Annotated in this window: 11 protein-coding genes and 1 pseudogene; 7 read left to right on the top strand and 5 right to left on the bottom strand. The window is 67.7% G+C overall.

What is annotated here, in order from left to right; translation table 11 throughout:
* Nucleotides 1-35 precede the first annotated feature (35 nt).
* Together ADL01_RS01065 and ADL01_RS01060 are read right to left on the bottom strand one after the other, a co-directional pair.
* Nucleotides 36-1697: a Rieske 2Fe-2S domain-containing protein gene (locus ADL01_RS01065; RefSeq protein ID WP_053739932.1), complete on the bottom strand. Its 1662-nt coding sequence runs from the start codon at nucleotides 1695-1697 to the stop codon at nucleotides 36-38.
* A 1-nt stretch (nucleotide 1698) separates the two neighbouring features.
* A complete protein-coding gene (locus tag ADL01_RS01060) occupies nucleotides 1699-2241 on the bottom strand; it encodes a hypothetical protein (protein WP_053739931.1) in 543 nt (180 codons plus the stop codon).
* 518 nt (nucleotides 2242-2759) lie between these two features.
* Here ADL01_RS01060 and ADL01_RS01055 point away from each other — a divergent pair.
* The 4 genes from ADL01_RS01055 (at nucleotide 2760) to ADL01_RS41150 (ending at nucleotide 6387) form a co-directional block, all read left to right on the top strand.
* Nucleotides 2760-3734, top strand: coding sequence for an ABC transporter ATP-binding protein (locus ADL01_RS01055; RefSeq protein WP_053739930.1), 975 nt, complete (start codon nucleotides 2760-2762; stop codon nucleotides 3732-3734).
* Nucleotides 3731-4519, top strand: a complete 789-nt coding sequence (locus ADL01_RS01050; RefSeq protein ID WP_053739929.1) for an ABC transporter permease — start codon at nucleotides 3731-3733, stop codon at nucleotides 4517-4519. Before ADL01_RS01055 ends, ADL01_RS01050 begins: the two co-directional genes overlap by 4 nt.
* A gap of 8 nt (nucleotides 4520-4527) precedes the next feature.
* Nucleotides 4528-5337: an ABC transporter permease gene (locus ADL01_RS01045; protein WP_234354447.1), complete on the top strand. Its 810-nt coding sequence runs from the start codon at nucleotides 4528-4530 to the stop codon at nucleotides 5335-5337.
* Nucleotides 5338-5406: 69 nt separating this feature from the next.
* Nucleotides 5407-6387 (top strand): glycosyltransferase family 2 protein, encoded by a 981-nt coding sequence (locus tag ADL01_RS41150; protein ID WP_078960248.1) that lies wholly within the window; start codon nucleotides 5407-5409, stop codon nucleotides 6385-6387.
* A 69-nt stretch (nucleotides 6388-6456) separates the two neighbouring features.
* Here the strand turns inward: ADL01_RS41150 and ADL01_RS01035 are convergent, their stop codons facing one another.
* Together ADL01_RS01035 and ADL01_RS01030 are read right to left on the bottom strand one after the other, a co-directional pair.
* Nucleotides 6457-7704 (bottom strand): M23 family metallopeptidase, encoded by a 1248-nt coding sequence (locus tag ADL01_RS01035; protein WP_053739927.1) that lies wholly within the window; start codon nucleotides 7702-7704, stop codon nucleotides 6457-6459.
* 181 nt (nucleotides 7705-7885) lie between these two features.
* Nucleotides 7886-8278 carry a hypothetical protein gene (locus ADL01_RS01030; RefSeq protein ID WP_159049416.1) on the bottom strand — a complete coding sequence of 131 codons (393 nt, stop codon included), beginning with the start codon at nucleotides 8276-8278 and terminating at the stop codon, nucleotides 7886-7888.
* A gap of 140 nt (nucleotides 8279-8418) precedes the next feature.
* Between ADL01_RS01030 and ADL01_RS01025 the strand changes: the two genes are divergently transcribed.
* The 3 genes and pseudogenes from ADL01_RS01025 to ADL01_RS45595 form a co-directional block, all read left to right on the top strand.
* Nucleotides 8419-9216 (top strand): VOC family protein, encoded by a 798-nt coding sequence (locus ADL01_RS01025; RefSeq protein ID WP_053739925.1) that lies wholly within the window; start codon nucleotides 8419-8421, stop codon nucleotides 9214-9216.
* Between the two features lie 49 nt (nucleotides 9217-9265).
* Nucleotides 9266-10045, top strand: coding sequence for a VOC family protein (locus ADL01_RS01020; protein WP_053739924.1), 780 nt, complete (start codon nucleotides 9266-9268; stop codon nucleotides 10043-10045).
* A gap of 56 nt (nucleotides 10046-10101) precedes the next feature.
* Nucleotides 10102-10281: pseudogene (locus ADL01_RS45595) on the top strand (hypothetical protein); the annotation flags it as partial.
* A gap of 214 nt (nucleotides 10282-10495) precedes the next feature.
* Here the strand turns inward: ADL01_RS45595 and ADL01_RS01010 are convergent.
* Nucleotides 10496-15082, bottom strand: coding sequence for an FtsK/SpoIIIE domain-containing protein (locus tag ADL01_RS01010; protein WP_053739922.1), 4587 nt, complete (start codon nucleotides 15080-15082; stop codon nucleotides 10496-10498).
* Nucleotides 15083-15200 lie beyond the last annotated feature (118 nt).

Here is a 15200-nt window from a genome sequence, read left to right as displayed (position 1 = left end):
CACGGGGCTCCTGAATCAGGCTGGATCAGGACGGATCAGGATGGATCGGGGAGGACACGACGGACCTCGAGCCGCTGACCGCGCGCATTGACACACCGACCGGTGGCGAGGTCGAAGGTGAAGTTGTGGCGCAGGCAGGTGATCTGGCGATCTCCGACGATGGCTCCCACGGACAGGTCCTCGCCTGCGTGGGGGCAGTAACGGCTGACCTCGTAGGCCTGACCGGCGCTGTCCTCGACGGTGATGCGCTCCTGTGGGCGCCGTGACTGGTCGTCGTACTTCTCGACTGCCTTGAGCGCTTCCGCGTCGGCGTGTTTGAGGAGTCCGACCAAGTAGTCGTTGTACACATCGGGATCGCGGTGAAAGCGCACCCGCATGGACAGGAGCAGCGCTTCCCAGCTCAGCCGTCCGGTGAGAACAGGCAGCAGCCACCGGCCGTCGACCGTGAGGTGATAGCTCGGTTTGTCGGTCAGGCACTCGCCCACGATCGCCCCGTCGTGGTGCAGAGCGACATCCCATCGCCCCCCGTGCGGACCGTTGACGGTGAACCGTACGGTCATGTCGATACGGCTGTTGAAATGCCTGCTGAGCCGGCCCAGGTGTCGAAAGTGCTCCGCGAACAACGCGGGCAGCTCCGGGCCCGGTTGCGGGCAGCTCGCCTCGACTCCGGCGATCGCCGCCTCGCGGTCGGCCGCGTACTCCGCCAGATATGCCTCTCTGTCCTCGAAGCGGAACGCGGACGACACCGGATCGCGGGTCACCTCCCCGCCGGCCAGGTCCATCCCGTCCCCTGGGCGAAACACCTCCCACTGCTGCGCGGGGAGCCGCTCTGCCAACCAGGCTCTTGCTTCCTCGGGGTCGGTGTAGGCGCCGTCGGCGCCGTGATCGAGCACCCAGTTGTGCTCGCGCAGGCTGCTGTCGAGGAAACAGGGAGGGCCGGCGAACGGCACGGCGAGGTCGGGTGCGGTCGCCTTCACCAGGCGGGCCACAGCACGCAGTTTGGAGACCTTCTTCTGCCAGGCGATCTGCCGTACCTCGTCGGCGGTGTAGGTGTCATAGGCCATCGGATGCCAGGCGGCGCGCGAGGTCTGCACAGCCATCAGGGACAGCCTTCCCCCCGCCATGTGCTTGGCGCGCCGGGTCTGCGCGGGGGTGAGTTTCGCGTCGTTGCAGTTCAGTACGGCATGTCCGTCCGCGACGATCAGGAAGGCCGCGTCGTGCCACATCGGCGAGACCTCGGGGATCGCGGTGATCCAGGATCCACGGTCGTCCAGGGGGAACGGCTGCCAGGGCGCCAGCTCGACGATGTTGCGGACACCGGCTTCCTCGACCCTGCGGCGGAAGCCCGCAGAAGGGTACTGGGGTATCAACACCCGTGCCGAGTCCGGAAGTTGAGCTAGAAACCATGGATCGAAGTGATCGAGATGCTCATGGGTCACGGCCGTCCAGTCCGCCTGCTTCAGCGGCTCAAGGTCCAGATGGTCGTTGCGGGGATACTGATGCCAGGAGCCCAGGTTGGCGCCGGCCCGGTCGAACCATGGGTCGCATACAAGCCGAAACGCCGAGGCCTGCACCGACAGCCCGGCGTGCCCCAGGAAGGTGACCGTCAGCGCCGACTCGCCGCGTGCGGAAACACCGTCCCGCCGAGGCCCCCGGGCCTTCGCCCCGGGGGGAGGGGAAGCAGATAAGTCGGACATGCTACTCCCACTCGCCTCGGGCGACGATCTCCCGGACGCGCTCACCGAACACCGGATCTGCGCCCTCGTACTCGTTGGTGATGACCGTCCCCTCGTCGAGGAAGTGACCGACTCCTCGCCCCAGCTTCCGCCCGGCCTCGGTGTGCACGTCGAGCGCGTAGTCCGGGATGACGGGTGCTCGGAGGTGATGGTTCATCGTGTGCCGCGACCACATGCAGATCTCGTCCGTGGTCATGTCCTTCTGAGACGAGACCAGGTAGCGCACGGCCTGTACGAGGAAGAGCCAGCGCTCACCGGTGCCTCGCTGCATGCGCATCCCCACGCGATGCAGGGACTCGACGATGGGCGTCTGCAGGAACGTTCCGTCATTGCAGTCGGACGCGGAGATCACCATCAGCCGCGTCCACAGGTGCCCTTCCAGCTCCGCGCTCGTCTCGTACATCTCCCTGGCGACGAGGAGCGCTTCTTCCAGGTTTCCCCGGCGGATGTACTTTTGCAGAGCGGATACGAGTTCGTCGCACTGGAAGCCGCGCACACTCGTCACGGCAGCCCAGGGATCTCTTGTCGAAGGCGGGAGAGACATAGTCCTCCTAATATCCTGCTCCGTGCGGCTCATTCGAGGCGTGCGGAATCCACAATTCGACGGCAGCCAGTCGCACCGCCGCAATGGGATCCGAATTCACTTGCCCAAGGGGGACCGGTTCAGCGAACGGGCCGACAACGGCCGAGCCGACACCGGCGGCTTTCTCTCCATCTGGATCGCTTGAGGTCCAGCTCGATCCACAAAATGTTCGACACTTCGAACGAGAGGATGCCCCGATCAGCAAAAGATCGCCGCATATGCCACTCCGGAGGCATACGTACGAGAAATCGCTTACGGTCCGTGACGCTAACTTCCGATGCATCCACCACGCAAGGGGCCCCATGCAATTACTCGGGCGTTCTCCCCGTATGGCTGAAAATCTCCTGTGAGTGCCGCCGGGAAGTCGGTTTGAACAGTCACGTAATCTCTACAGCACGCCTGTTGACGTCATCATCGGACAGCTGCCACGATCGCCCACTATGCCCATCATTCACGTGGAGGACCTGGTCAAGGAGTTTCGTCGGCCAAAAAAACACGACGGAGCCTTCAGCACCATACGGACGCTGTTCACCCGCCAGTACACGATCAACCGGGCGGTCAACGGCGTGTCCTTCGACGTCGAACCCGGTGAGTTGGTGGGCTATTTGGGCCCGAACGGCGCCGGGAAGTCCACGACGATCAAGATGCTCACCGGCATCCTCGAGCCGACCGCCGGCACGGTATCGGTCGCAGGTGTCACACCATGGCGCCAGCGGGAGAAAAACGCCCGCCAGATCGGCGTGGTCTTCGGCCAGCGGAGCCAGCTGTGGTGGGATCTTCCGCTCAGAGACTCACTCTGGCTGATCGGCAAGCTGTACGACATGCCCCGCGAACTCTTCGAGGCCCGTCAGCGCCAATTCACCGAACTCCTCGCACTGGGACCGTTCTTGGACACCCCCGTGCGCCAACTGTCACTCGGGCAGAGAATGCGCGGTGACCTCGCGGCAGCCATGCTGTACGCCCCGAAGATTCTCTACCTCGACGAACCCACAGTCGGCCTTGACGTCGTGGCGAAGGAGGCGGTTCGCACCTTCGTGCGTGAACTCAACAAGGAGTCCGGGACCACGGTCATTCTCACCACCCATGATCTGGATGACGTCGAGCAGTTATGCGAACGGGTCGTACTCATCGACCAGGGGTCGGTCATGTACGACGGAAGTATTGACACCCTGAGATCCCGCTACGCGCCCTATCGCGAACTGGTGGTGCACACCGACGGCCAAGTGAGCGACCTGCCCGGCGCCACAGTGACCAAACACGAGGACGGGAGGGTATGGCTTCGTTTCGACCCTCAGCACACCACCGCCGCGGATCTTATCGGCTCTCTGCTGGCGCGTCACACGGTAAGCGATCTGTCCATCACCGAGCCACAACTCGAATCGGTCATCCGCAACATCTACGCGGACCGCCGATGACAGCGCTCCTGGCATGCAGTCGAATCGGCTATCGCACGGCCACGGCCTACCGTGGCTCGTACCTGTTGACCTTCGCCACCCTGCTGCTCCAGATCTACCTGATGAAGACGGTATGGACAGGGGTGTACGCCCACCGGGCCGAGGTGGACGGCATCACGCTGAGCACCACCATCGCCTACGCCACGCTGGCGGCAGTCCAGTACACCTTGCTCAATCCCTTGCAGGCATCGCCGATCCCGCAGCGCATACGAGAAGGCAAGGTGGCCGTCGACCTGCTGCGTCCGGTCGGCTTCCCTGCCCAGATGCTCGCCTCACAGGTCGGCGGTGCCCTCTCCGCCGTGCCTGCGGTCGCCATCGCGCTGCCGTTCGCACTCCTGGTGGGCGGTTCGCAGGCCCCGTCCTCAGCGTGGTCGCTCATCACCTACGGTGTCGCCCTGCTCCTGGGCATGCTGGTCAATCAACTGCTGTTCCTGATCAAGGCCATGGTCTCCTTCTGGACCCTGGAATCCACTGGGATCGACATGGTCTACGGGTTCACCGCCCAGTTCCTCTCCGGCGCGCTGCTGCCACTGTGGTTCATGCCCGGCTCCCTGAGGTCGGTGGCCGAGGCACTCCCCTTCCAGTCCACCGCCTACACACCGATCGCGATCTACCTCGGTGAGATCGACGGAAGCCACGTGACGCGCGCGTTGGGTCTGCAGCTGATGTGGGTTGTCGTGCTCGCCGGGCTGGCCGCATTCGTCTGGTCACGGGCCAAGCGTCGCGTCGTGATTCAGGGAGGATGAGGACGAGGATGAGGACACTGCGCTGGTTGAGAACCTACAAACTCCTGGTAGGCGCGGCATGGCGGGCCGAGATGCAATACCGCGGCAATCTCCTGGTGAACATTCTTGGCGGGCTGTGTTACCAGGGAGCAGGACTGGCCTTCATCTGGGCGGTGCTCGCCCGCTTCGGAAATCTGGGGGGATGGACTCTCGGCGAGATCGCCTTCTTGTACGGCCTCCGGCTCGCTGCCCATGGCCTGTGGATCGTCCCCGGTCACCAACTACTCTTCGTCGACCAAGTGGTCGTGGAGGGAGAATACGACCGCTACCTGGTGCGTCCGGCACCACCGCTGCTGCAACTTCTCACGCGCCGGTTCCGGCCGATCGCGTTGGGGGATCTCGCCGGCGGCCTCTCGCTGTTGGCCATCGCCGGCAGCCAGGCGCCCATCAACTGGTCAGTGCCCGCAGTGGGTTTTCTCGTCCTGACGGTAGTGGGGGGAGCCATGGTCGAGGCCTCCGTCCATCTGGCCGCGTCCGCACTGGTCTTCCGAATCCTCAAGACCATGCCCTTGAAGCAACTCATCGACGGCATCTTCAACGATTTCGGCAACTATCCGATGAAGGTCTTCGGTCCGGCAGCGCGATTCGGACTCACCTTCATCTTCCCGCTTGCCTTCGTCGCGTACCTTCCCTCCACGGCTCTCCTGAATCGAACCGGAGAGCTGTCTGTTCCTTCCGCACTGGCCTGGCTCTCCCCCTTCATAGGTTTCATCCTCCTTCTGCTTTCCTATCGATTCTGGTCTCAACAGTCGCGCCACTTCCAAAGCAGCGGTCATTGATCCGGATTCCCGCATGCCGGACCGGGTCTCACAAGTTCGTCGAAGTCAACCCAGGAGGCCCAGCACCCCATGTTGCCGACATTGAGTGTCGTCGTCCCTGTATTCAACGTCGAGCACTACATTTCACCCTGCCTCGAATCACTCCTGAATCAGGATTTATCAAATGTGGAGATCATCGTCGTCGACGACGGCTCCACGGACCTGAGCGGCACCATAGCCGAAGGCTGGAGGCGCAAGGACGACCGCATCAACATCATCTCGCAGTCGAACGCCGGGTTGAGTGCGGCCCGCAATGCGGGATTCCGTGCGGCACGCGGAAAATATCTCGCATTCTGCGACAGTGACGACGTCGTGACCCCCACCGGGTATAGGCACCTCGTGGAAACACTCGAGGCCACGGGATCCGACATGGCATCAGGAGACGTACGCCGGATGGACAGTAGCGGCGTTCGTCCGCACTCGGGGTACGAGGATGTTTTCGCTCAGGGTCGCCGACGTACGCATATTCGCCACGATGTTTCTTTGGTACGTGACCGGATGGCGTGGAACAAGGTGTTCCGACGATCGTTCTGGGACGCGAAGAACCTCGCTTTCTCCTTGCCTGCGTACGAGGACGCACCCGTAATGATCCGCGCCCACATCGAAGCTTCCGCCGTCGATGTTCTGCCGGAGATCATCTATTACTGGCGCATTCGTGAAGTGGGCCCGCCCTCGATCACCCAACGAATGCGTGAGCCGGACAACGTCGCTGCCTGCATGCGCTCGGTCGTGGAGACCTTCGGCGTCATCACCGCGCTCGCACCGGAACTCGTCGCTCCTTACGCCACGGACATGTGCCGACGTGACGTCCGCAACGCACTCCGCTCACTGCACCTGCACGACGACGCCACTCTCGGCGATGCTGTCCGGTTGGCCCAGTCGTTCGTCAGGAGTGTCCCCACCGATGTTCTCCAGGCGTTGCCGCAGCAGGACCGACACCTCATGGAGCTCCTCGTCAGGAACGAGCTGCAGCAGGTCCGCGACCACGTGGATCCGCCACCCGGCTCGTGACGGTGCCCAGTCGAGGTAATCGCTGGGCACCGTCGTGTCTACGGCGTGGTTGGTCGATGTGACAGCAGGTCAGAAGATCGCTGCTGTTCCTGTGGGGTTGCCGAGGAACGGGCTGTTGTAGGCGTAGTGGGCGCCCGTGGTGGAGATGAGGACGTAGCCGTCGACGCCGTCGGTGCGGTAGCCGACGTCTGAGATCTCCCCGGTGATTCCGCCGGGGCTGCCGCCCTTGTATGCGGCGTTGCCGTAGGCGTAGATCTGGCCCGTCTTACTGACCATGACGTAGCCCTGGCCGTTGGCAGTTCGGGACATGGCGACGATGGCACGGTCGTAGCCTGTGGGGCTGCCACCCATGTATGGGGCGTTGCCGTAGGCGTAGATCTGTCCGCCGGAGGTGAGCAGCCAGTAGCCGCCTCCGTCGGGCGTCATCTCCACGTCGACGAATCGGCCCGTGTACCCGGTGGGGCTGCCGCCCCGGTACGCGGCGTTGCCGTAGGCGTAGACCTGACCGCCGGCGCTGACCATGACATAGCCCTGATTGTCAGGGGTTGGGGCCATGGCCACGATCTCCTGGTCGTAGCCGGTGGGGCTGCCGCCCTTGTACGGGGCGTTGCCGTAGGCGTAGATCTGTCCGGCGGAGGTGAGCAGCCAGTAGCCGCCTCCGTTGGCGGTTACCTTGGCGTCGACGAAGCGGCCGGTATAGCCACCGGGGCTGCCGCCGTAGTAGCCGCCGTTCCAGGCGTAGATCTGGCCTGAACTGGAGACATCGGTGTAGGAGTTCGGGCCGGTGATGTGCACGCCGCCGCCGTTTTTGACGGTCTCGGGGCCGGAAGGGGCGCCGATGCTGGTCGTCGTGCGGGTACGAGCCGTGATGACGGTTCCCCTACCGGCGTTCGCGGGGCACTGCACCACGTTGTTCTTCCGGATCTCGAAGTGGACGTGCAGCCCTGTGGAGTCACCGTTGACTGCGGTGTGCCCGATCAGCTGGCCTCGTACGACCTGTGCACCGTCGGCGACAAGTGGACGACTGGGCGACTCGGCCAGGTGCGCGTAGCGGGTGGACCACCCGCCGCTGTGATTGACGTCGAGGTAGTTGCCGTATCCGCCCGGGTCGGACCCGACGGCGTTCCACCGGACCGTTCCGTCCTGCGCCGCATAGACCGGAGCCGACGGCGACTTGGCGATGTCGGTTCCCGCGTGAACGTGAGGTGTGGGCGTCGAGCGTGCTTCGCCGCAGGCGCCGGTGACGGTGCCGTCCGCCGGCCACCACAGGTATCCGTCTTCAGCAGCCTGCGCGTGCCCTCCGGTGACGCTGATCATGGCTGCGAGTAGCGCAACCGCTAAGAGTGCTCTGCGCATGAATTTGATCATGTGCCCCCCCTTTTTCCCGGCTGCTCCTGGCCGGGCTAATGAATTCCTGTTTTCCACCGGGTGCCGCCCAAGCAAGGGAGGGCACCTAATGGACAAGTCCGATTAAACGGTATCTTAAAATCTTCCCGATCTACCCGAAATGACATTTTCTATCACATTTGGCCAATCTAGTCGCGAAGTTGAAGGGGTTCGATCGACGAGAGATCCAATCCGGCCGCACCCAGGTGGGAAATGCTGAGGTGACCTCCTCCGTGCCTGCCTGCCCGCGCTCTGTCTGCCAGAACTCGCCGGCCTGCCCAAGCCCAGCGTCGGTGCCCGGCACCGTCTGCACCAGATCGCCGAGCGTGTCCGCCGCAACCCGCACCTTCTCGACCTCGCCGCCCAGTCGCTCCACGGCGCCGCCACGACCTGCCTTCGCCGCGGTCGGCTCCTCGCCCCGCCCCGCAACAAGCAGAACGGCGACCGCGTCAGCGTCAACCCCGATCAGCCGGCCAGGGCCTGCGCGCTGCTCACCCGCGGTCACCGACGTCCTGGCGGCGCCGCACCCGCTCGAGCTCACCTGGCTCACATGCCGTGTCGCTCACGGCGGCCGGTCGGCGCGCGATGATCGCTGCCCGGTGACACGCTTGATTCATCAGGGATCCACCGAAGGGAATCATCGACATGATCACCACGGACTTCGCCCCCGGCTCCCCCTGCATGCTCGACCTCGGCGCCCCCGACGTCCCGGCCACCGCGTCCTTCTACAGCGCGGTGCTCGGCTGGGACTACGAGCCCATGGGCGAGAGTGAGGGCATGGAAGGCGGCATGTTCCGGAGGGACGGCAAGATCGTCGCCGGGCTCGGCAAGCTCACCGAGGAGGGTGCGCGCTCGGCTTGGATGCTCTACTTCACCGTCGCCGACGCCGACGCCACGACCCAGGCCGTCGAGAGCGCCGGCGGCACGGTGCGGGTGGCGCCGATGGACCTCGAGGAGTGGGGCCGGATGGCGCAGTACAGCGATCCGCTGGGCGGCCAGTTCGCCGTCTGGCAGCCGGGGACGAGCAAGGGCGTGGAACTGGTGGACCAGCCCGGCTCGCTGTCCTGGACCGAGCTCTACACCAGTGACGCCGCAGCCGCCAAGGGGTTCTACGGCGACGTCTTCGGCTGGCAGTTCAGTGACATGGCGCTGCCGGGCGGCGGGGGCGTGTACTCCCTGATCACTCCCGCCGGGCTTCCCGAGGAACGCATGCACGGCGGCCTCATGGAGATGCCCAGCGAGCACCTCACCCTGGCGAACGGGCGGCCGTACTGGCACCCGGTTTTCAACGTCACCGACTGTGACGCCGCGGTCGCCAAGGTCACCGAGAACGGCGGCAGCGTGCAGATGGGGCCGCAGGACATGGAGGATGTCGGCCGGATGGCGGTCTGTCTCGACCCGTCGAACGCGGACTTCGTAGTGCTCACCCCGCCCCGGAGCTGATTGGGGGCACAGTGACGGGGTCTCGTACCGGACTCACAGGAGGACACACATGCTGGGCACCGACTTCCGTACCGGGTCACCCCATTGGATCGACCTCGGCAGTCCGGACACGGATGCGGCCGCGGCCTTCTACGGATCCGTCTTCGGGTGGCGGTTCCTGTCCGCCGGACCGGATGCGGGCGGGTACGGGTTCTTCCAGAAGGGCGGGAAGACAGTCGCCGCCCTCGGACAGCTGACCGAGGAGGGGGCCACGTCGTCCTGGACGACGTATTTCCGGAGCGACGACATCCAGGCCACCGCCCGTGCCGTGGTCGCCGGCGGAGGCACTGTGCGGGTCGAGCCGACGAACGTGGGGGACGGTGGGTGGATCGGCCAGTTCACCGACCCCCAGGGCGCGCAGTTCGCCGTACTGCAGTCAGAGATGGGACTGGAGAAGACGTCCGAGGACAACACGCTGCTGTGGGTGGAACTGCACGTCGGCGAGCCGGAGGAAGCCATCCGCTTCTACAACGGAGTGTTCGGCTGGCGATCCGAGGAGATGCAGGCGCCGGGCATGACGTACCGGGTACTCAGCATCAAGGACGGCGACCAGCAGGACGGGTCCTTCGGAGGGGTGGCTCCGCTCCAGAGCGAGGAGGAAGAACCGCGCTGGGTGCCGTACTTCGCCGTGGCCGACACCGACGCCACCGTCACCGCGGCACAGGAAAGCGGTGGGTCGGTGGTCATGCCGGCCGCGGACGTACCGGATGTCGGGCGCATCGCCTGGCTGGCGGACCCGAGCCAAGCGGTGTTCGCCGTGATGAAGCCCAATCCGCGTCAGAGCCAGTAGGTTCCATGGGTTGACATGACGACGGCCCGTCGGCTTCCCCGGCGGGCCGTCGCTCGTTGCTGCTGCTCATGGTCCTGGTCGTGTTCGTGGTGCTGCTGACGCCGGTCGCCGTGTTCATCGCCGCCGCCGTCCGCTTCGGCGGCGAACGCCGCGACCGCCGCCTCGCCGCGCTGCGCCTGGTCGGTTCCGACCGGAGCATGACCCGGCGACGCGCGGCGGGCGAGGCGCTGGCCGGAGACCATGGACTGGGCGAGCGTCCTGACCATGACCGGCGTGGGCGCGGTCGTGGTCGTCGCGGTCACGCTGCTCAGCGTGCCGCCGCTGCTGCGGATGATGCGCCCGGAGTGCCTGCGCACGGAGTGACCCCTCACGCATCCCCAGAAGTGGGCTCCTCCCGCCGGGAGGAGCCGACTTCCGCGTGCGGGCGGGCACGGCCGCGCACCGGCCCTGTCAGTCGAAGGTGGTCTCGGGGATCTGGACGTTGATCAGTTCCCCTGAGCGCGGGTCGACGGTCAGTCCCCGGCCGGGCCTGCGGTTGCGCAGGTGGGCGTGGGTCAGACGGACGCCCAGGACATCGCCGTCCATCAGGCTCTGGGCTTCCAGCAGTACCCCCTTGCGCTGCCTCTTCAGGGCGCCGAGCCAGCCCATCGCCCCGGCCATGGTGTCGCCCGTGGCGGCGGCGGCCACTCCGATGCCACGGTCCCTGCCGGACTCGGCCAGAGCGCGAAGGTTCTGGTCGATCTCCGGCAGGACGAGCAGGTCGGCGTCGTCGACGAGGACGACGCAGGACTGCCCGCCGCTCCCCAGGGCCTCGGTGAACTCCTGTGCCGTGGGGTTTCGCGAGGTGAGCAGCCGTACGCCCGGATGCCCCTTCAGGGCGCGCAGCGGCGACTCCCGGGGGGTGAGGACGACGAGCCGGGTACCGGAGGCGAGCAGGGAGACGGCGAGGCTCGCCAGCGTGGTGCTGCGGCCGGAGCCGGGTGGCCCGATGGCCGTGAACGTCGGCGAGGAGTCCGCGAAGTCCACTCCCACGGGCGCGACGTCGTCGCCGCCCAGCCCCAGCAATCCCCACATGGGCCGGCGGAGTTCGTCGCCCACTTTCTCGTACGCGTCCGTGAAGGCCACCTTCGCGGGCAGCGAGCCGATCCGGACGGGCCGCAGGGCGGCGGGCAGTCCCGCGTCGCGACGGGTCGCCTCGTCGCCGATCGCGCGCAGCGCCTCCGCCTGCTCCTGACCGGTGGCTCCGGGCCCGAGCAGCGCGACCTGGAGCTCGGTGCCGTCCGAGGCCCAGCCCTGTCCGGGCTTGACGATGTCGGGTATCTCGGCCGGGCGTCTGCCCACGAGGTGGTAGTCGCTGCGGTCGTTCAGCCGCAGCAGCAGTTTGTTGTCGTTGAGCGCGTTGGCCCGTGAGGCCAGCAGGGCGCGCTCGGACGTGCCGACCACGTGCAGACCCGAGGCGGCGCCTTCGCGCAGCAGGCGGTTGAGCTGGTCCATCAGCCGGCCGCCGTGGTGATCGGCGATGAGGTCGACGAGCGCGTCCCAGCCGTCGATGAGCAGCATGACGTGTGCCGGGCGGGCCGCCGGGGGGACGATCTCGCGCAACTCCGCCAGGTTCGCCGCGTGATGCCGGGTCAGCAGTTCCTGGCGGTGCTCCAGTTCGGCGTCGAGCCGGGCGAACAGCCGCTCCAGCCGCTCGGTGTCGCCCCGGAGCACGACGGCGCCGCAGTGCGGCAACACGCCCAGGGCGGACAGCGCGCCGCCCGCGAAGTCGATGCCGTACAGGTGGACGTCCGCGGCCGAGTGACCACGGGCCAGCGCGCCGGCCATGGTCCGCAGCACCTGGGAGCGCCCGGAGCGCGGGATGCCGATGACGTACAGGTGCCCGAAGGTGTCGAGGTCCAGTTGGACGGGCAGTTGGGCCTGCGTACCGGGCAGGTCGGACAACGCCCAGGACACCGGGGCCAGTCGGGCTCCGCCGGTTTGGTCGGGCTGCGGCAGGTCGGCCATCAGCACGCTGCTGTCGAGCGGGGGCAGCCAGGGGCTGGGCTGGGGCACGCAGTCCAGCAACTCCGTCGCCTCGCGCACCGCCTCCACCAGTGCGTTGAGGTCGGTGGCAGGGGCGTCCTCCACGGCTGCGCCACGGGGCTCCCCGGTGGGCTCCGGCATCCCGACGGCACGGCCGAGACGCTCCCACGGCAGTTCGGCGCCCCAGATCTGGGGCCGTTCCGCCTCGACCGGCCGCTGCTGCTGAGCCGGTGCGGCCCCGGGCTGGGACGCGCCGCAGTAGGCGGTCTGGAAGGGGACGACCGTGCCGTGGCCGAGCCGGGCGAGGGCCCGGCCGGGGGTGTGCGGGGAGATGCTGAAGGCGTCCTTGGTGTCGATGACGTCCTGGCTTTCGCCGGCGTCGGTGACGCGCAGGGCGATCCGCAGGTTGGTGTTGGCGCGGATGTCGGCGTTGACCACACCGGCCGGACGCTGGGTGGCGAGGATCAGGTGAATGCCCAGGGACCGGCCGCGCTGGGCGATGCCCACGAGACCGGGGATGAAGTCCGGGATCTCGCGGTACAGGGTGGCGAACTCGTCGATGACGATGACCAGCCTGGGCAGTGGCCGCAGATCCGGGTCCCGGCGGCGCATGCCGTGGTACTCGGGCAGGTCCTTGGCGGCGGCGGCCGCCAGGATGTGCTCGCGTCGCAGCAGTTCGGCCGAGAGCGAGGTCAGCGCGCGCTGTACGAGATGGCTGTCGAGGTCGGTGACCATGCCGAGGGTGTGCGGCAGCTTCACGCAGTCCTTGAAGGCGCTGCCGCCCTTGTAGTCGACCAGGACGAAGGTCAGCTCGTCGGGCCGGTTGACCGCGGCGAGCGAGGCCACGAAGGTCTGCAGCAGCTCTGACTTGCCGGAGCCGGTGGTGCCCGCGACCAGGCCGTGCGGACCGTCCTTCACCAGGTCGAAGGCGGCCGCGCCGTCGTAGCCCGCGCCGAGCAGCAGCGAGGTGGACGACGGGCGCTCGGCCCAGCGCGCCGCGATCAGCTCGCCGCTCGGCTCGGGCATGCCCAGCAGGTCGAGCAGGCCGATACGGTCGGGCAGCCCCTCGGAGGCGTCCGGGGTGACGTCGCGGATCGGTGCGATACCTCGGGCGAGACGCTCGCACCAGGCGGGTTCGACCAGGTCGGGCCGGATGTCGGGCAGGTCGGGCAGCCCGGTGCGGCGCAGCGTCAGCCGGTGGTTCTCGTAGCGGACCACCGCGGTGCACTCCTCGGGGAGCAGGCGTTCCTCGTGGTCCAGGCAGAGGGGGAAGATCCGGACTCCGGGGCCCTCCTTCAGGATGGACACGACTCCGGGGACGTCGCGCAGACGGCGGGCGCCGTCCATCACGACCAGTACGTCGGGTTCGCTGAGCAGCGCCGTGCTCATGGTCGACTCGGCGGCCCGCTGGCGGGTGCGCAGGGTGGAGACCAGCTCGGCGACGCGGTTCGCCACCGTCTCCGGGTCGTTGCCGATGAGGGTGACGGCGCCGCCTCGGGAGCCGGGCAGACCGTCCCGTGTGTGCGGCAGCCAGCAGGCCCATTCCCACGACTGCCGGGACGCCTTGTCGGTGAGGACGACGATCCGCAGATCGCGGGGGGTGTGCAGCACGGCGGCCTGGGCCGCCAGCCAGCGGGCCAGCGCCTGGACCGGTCCGGTCTCCCCGGCCACGCCCACCACGCCGTAGTGCTCCAGGTCTACGCAGACGGGGGCGTCCGGGATGGTCCAGTGGACGGCGGTGTGGTTGTCCTCGCGTGCCGTGTCGTCGATGCCGAGCAGGGACGGCTGCCCGGCGGTCCCGATGCGCAGGGCGAGATGGTCCGGGTCGCCGCGGCGCCGCTCCCACAGCCGGTGGCCGGGGCCGACCGCCCAGAGCCCGGCCAGCGCGGGGTCGGGCGCGTTCTCGGTGCGCAGCCGCTGTTCGGTGGCGACCTTGTGCCGGACATCCGCTTCCAGGGAGGCACGGCGCAGGCGGTAGACGCGGCACTTGCCCTCGTGGTCCACGCGCGCCTGGCGCCGCCCGCTGACGTGGTTCGCCGCCATCATCAGCGGCGACAGGAGCATGAAGATCAGGTAGAAGTACGAGTTCCAGAAGAGGACCATGACGAGGCCGAAGATCATCGGGGCGAACGCCGCGAGCAGGGGGATGGGCCTGCGTCCGAGCGGCTCGGGTGGCGAAGGCAGCCGGAACCGCTCGGGTGCGAGGTGCGGCAGGATGCGCGGCGGGCGGTTGTGGTCCAGGCCGCCGCCGCCCTCGGACGGCACCACCGCGGCGTCCCTCGGGGTCGGTTCCGTCAGTCGCAACAGGAACGCGCCGAGCTGGAGTTCGCCGCCGAGGGGCCACAGTTCCCAGCCGTCGGGAAGCAGAGCGTCGTCCCACGGCTCGTCGGCGGCCCGCTCCTCCTCATCGTCCTCCGCCACGAGCGGCAGCAGCGGCAGATCGGGCTTGCCCCGGTGCTCCGGCGGCTCCGGAACGGACAGCCGTGCCGTGAACTCCCCCGGCAGCTCCACGATGGCCGATCCGTCCGGGCGCACGGTCAGCCGTACGCCGTCCGGCGGGACGCCGCGTCCCCGCAGCGGTACGGCGGAGCCTTCCAGCGGGCCGATGCCGTGGGTGCCCACGCCGAGGGCGTGCACCCGCCCGGCGTCGGGTCCCCCGACCACCTGGAGCTCGACGACCGGTGCGTGGTCCATCCGCTGCGGCTGCGGCATCGCGGAGCGCTCCGGCCCGTACTCCACCGCTGTCCGGGGCACCGGAGCCCCGAGGCCGATGACGCTGCCGTCCATGATCCCGGTGGCGGCCAGCGGCGCTCCGGGGGGCAGCGGTTCGTCGCCCAGATAGCAGGCGCGTGCGGTGGACTCCGGGGCCGTGCCCGGGGGCGCGGCCTCGGCCCGCATCCGGGCCAGGTGCTCGGCGACCTCCTGGACGGGGGTGGTGGCGTCGGCGCTCAGCACGACGTCCTGACGGCTCGAGAGGTCGCCGTCGGTCACGGTGGTGACGAGGAGTTTCACGTCTCCCCTTCGGAGGGTTCGGGGGGTCGGGGGTTCGGGGCGCGCGGCCGAACGGACTCGCTCACGCTCAGTCCACAGGAACGGCTACTGCTCGTCGGGGGCGGACGCCCGGGTGGGG

It is taken from the genome of Streptomyces sp. NRRL WC-3618 (assembly GCF_001280005.1).
Classification (GTDB): Bacteria; Actinomycetota; Actinomycetes; order Streptomycetales; family Streptomycetaceae; genus Streptomyces.
Note: the sequence above shows the minus strand (reverse complement) of the source record. Positions and strands in the feature narration are given on the sequence as shown.

Coding starts and splice junctions, on each gene's coding strand:
- ADL01_RS01065 (WP_053739932.1), bottom strand. CDS start 1,697: ATGTCCGACTTATCTGCTTCCCCTCCCCCCGGGGCGAAGGCCCGGGGG.
- ADL01_RS01055 (WP_053739930.1), top strand. CDS start 2,760: ATGCCCATCATTCACGTGGAGGACCTGGTCAAGGAGTTTCGTCGGCCA.
- ADL01_RS01050 (WP_053739929.1), top strand. CDS start 3,731: ATGACAGCGCTCCTGGCATGCAGTCGAATCGGCTATCGCACGGCCACG.
- ADL01_RS01045 (WP_234354447.1), top strand. CDS start 4,528: ATGAGGACACTGCGCTGGTTGAGAACCTACAAACTCCTGGTAGGCGCG.
- ADL01_RS41150 (WP_078960248.1), top strand. CDS start 5,407: ATGTTGCCGACATTGAGTGTCGTCGTCCCTGTATTCAACGTCGAGCAC.
- ADL01_RS01035 (WP_053739927.1), bottom strand. CDS start 7,704: ATGATCAGCGTCACCGGAGGGCACGCGCAGGCTGCTGAAGACGGATAC.
- ADL01_RS01025 (WP_053739925.1), top strand. CDS start 8,419: ATGATCACCACGGACTTCGCCCCCGGCTCCCCCTGCATGCTCGACCTC.
- ADL01_RS01020 (WP_053739924.1), top strand. CDS start 9,266: ATGCTGGGCACCGACTTCCGTACCGGGTCACCCCATTGGATCGACCTC.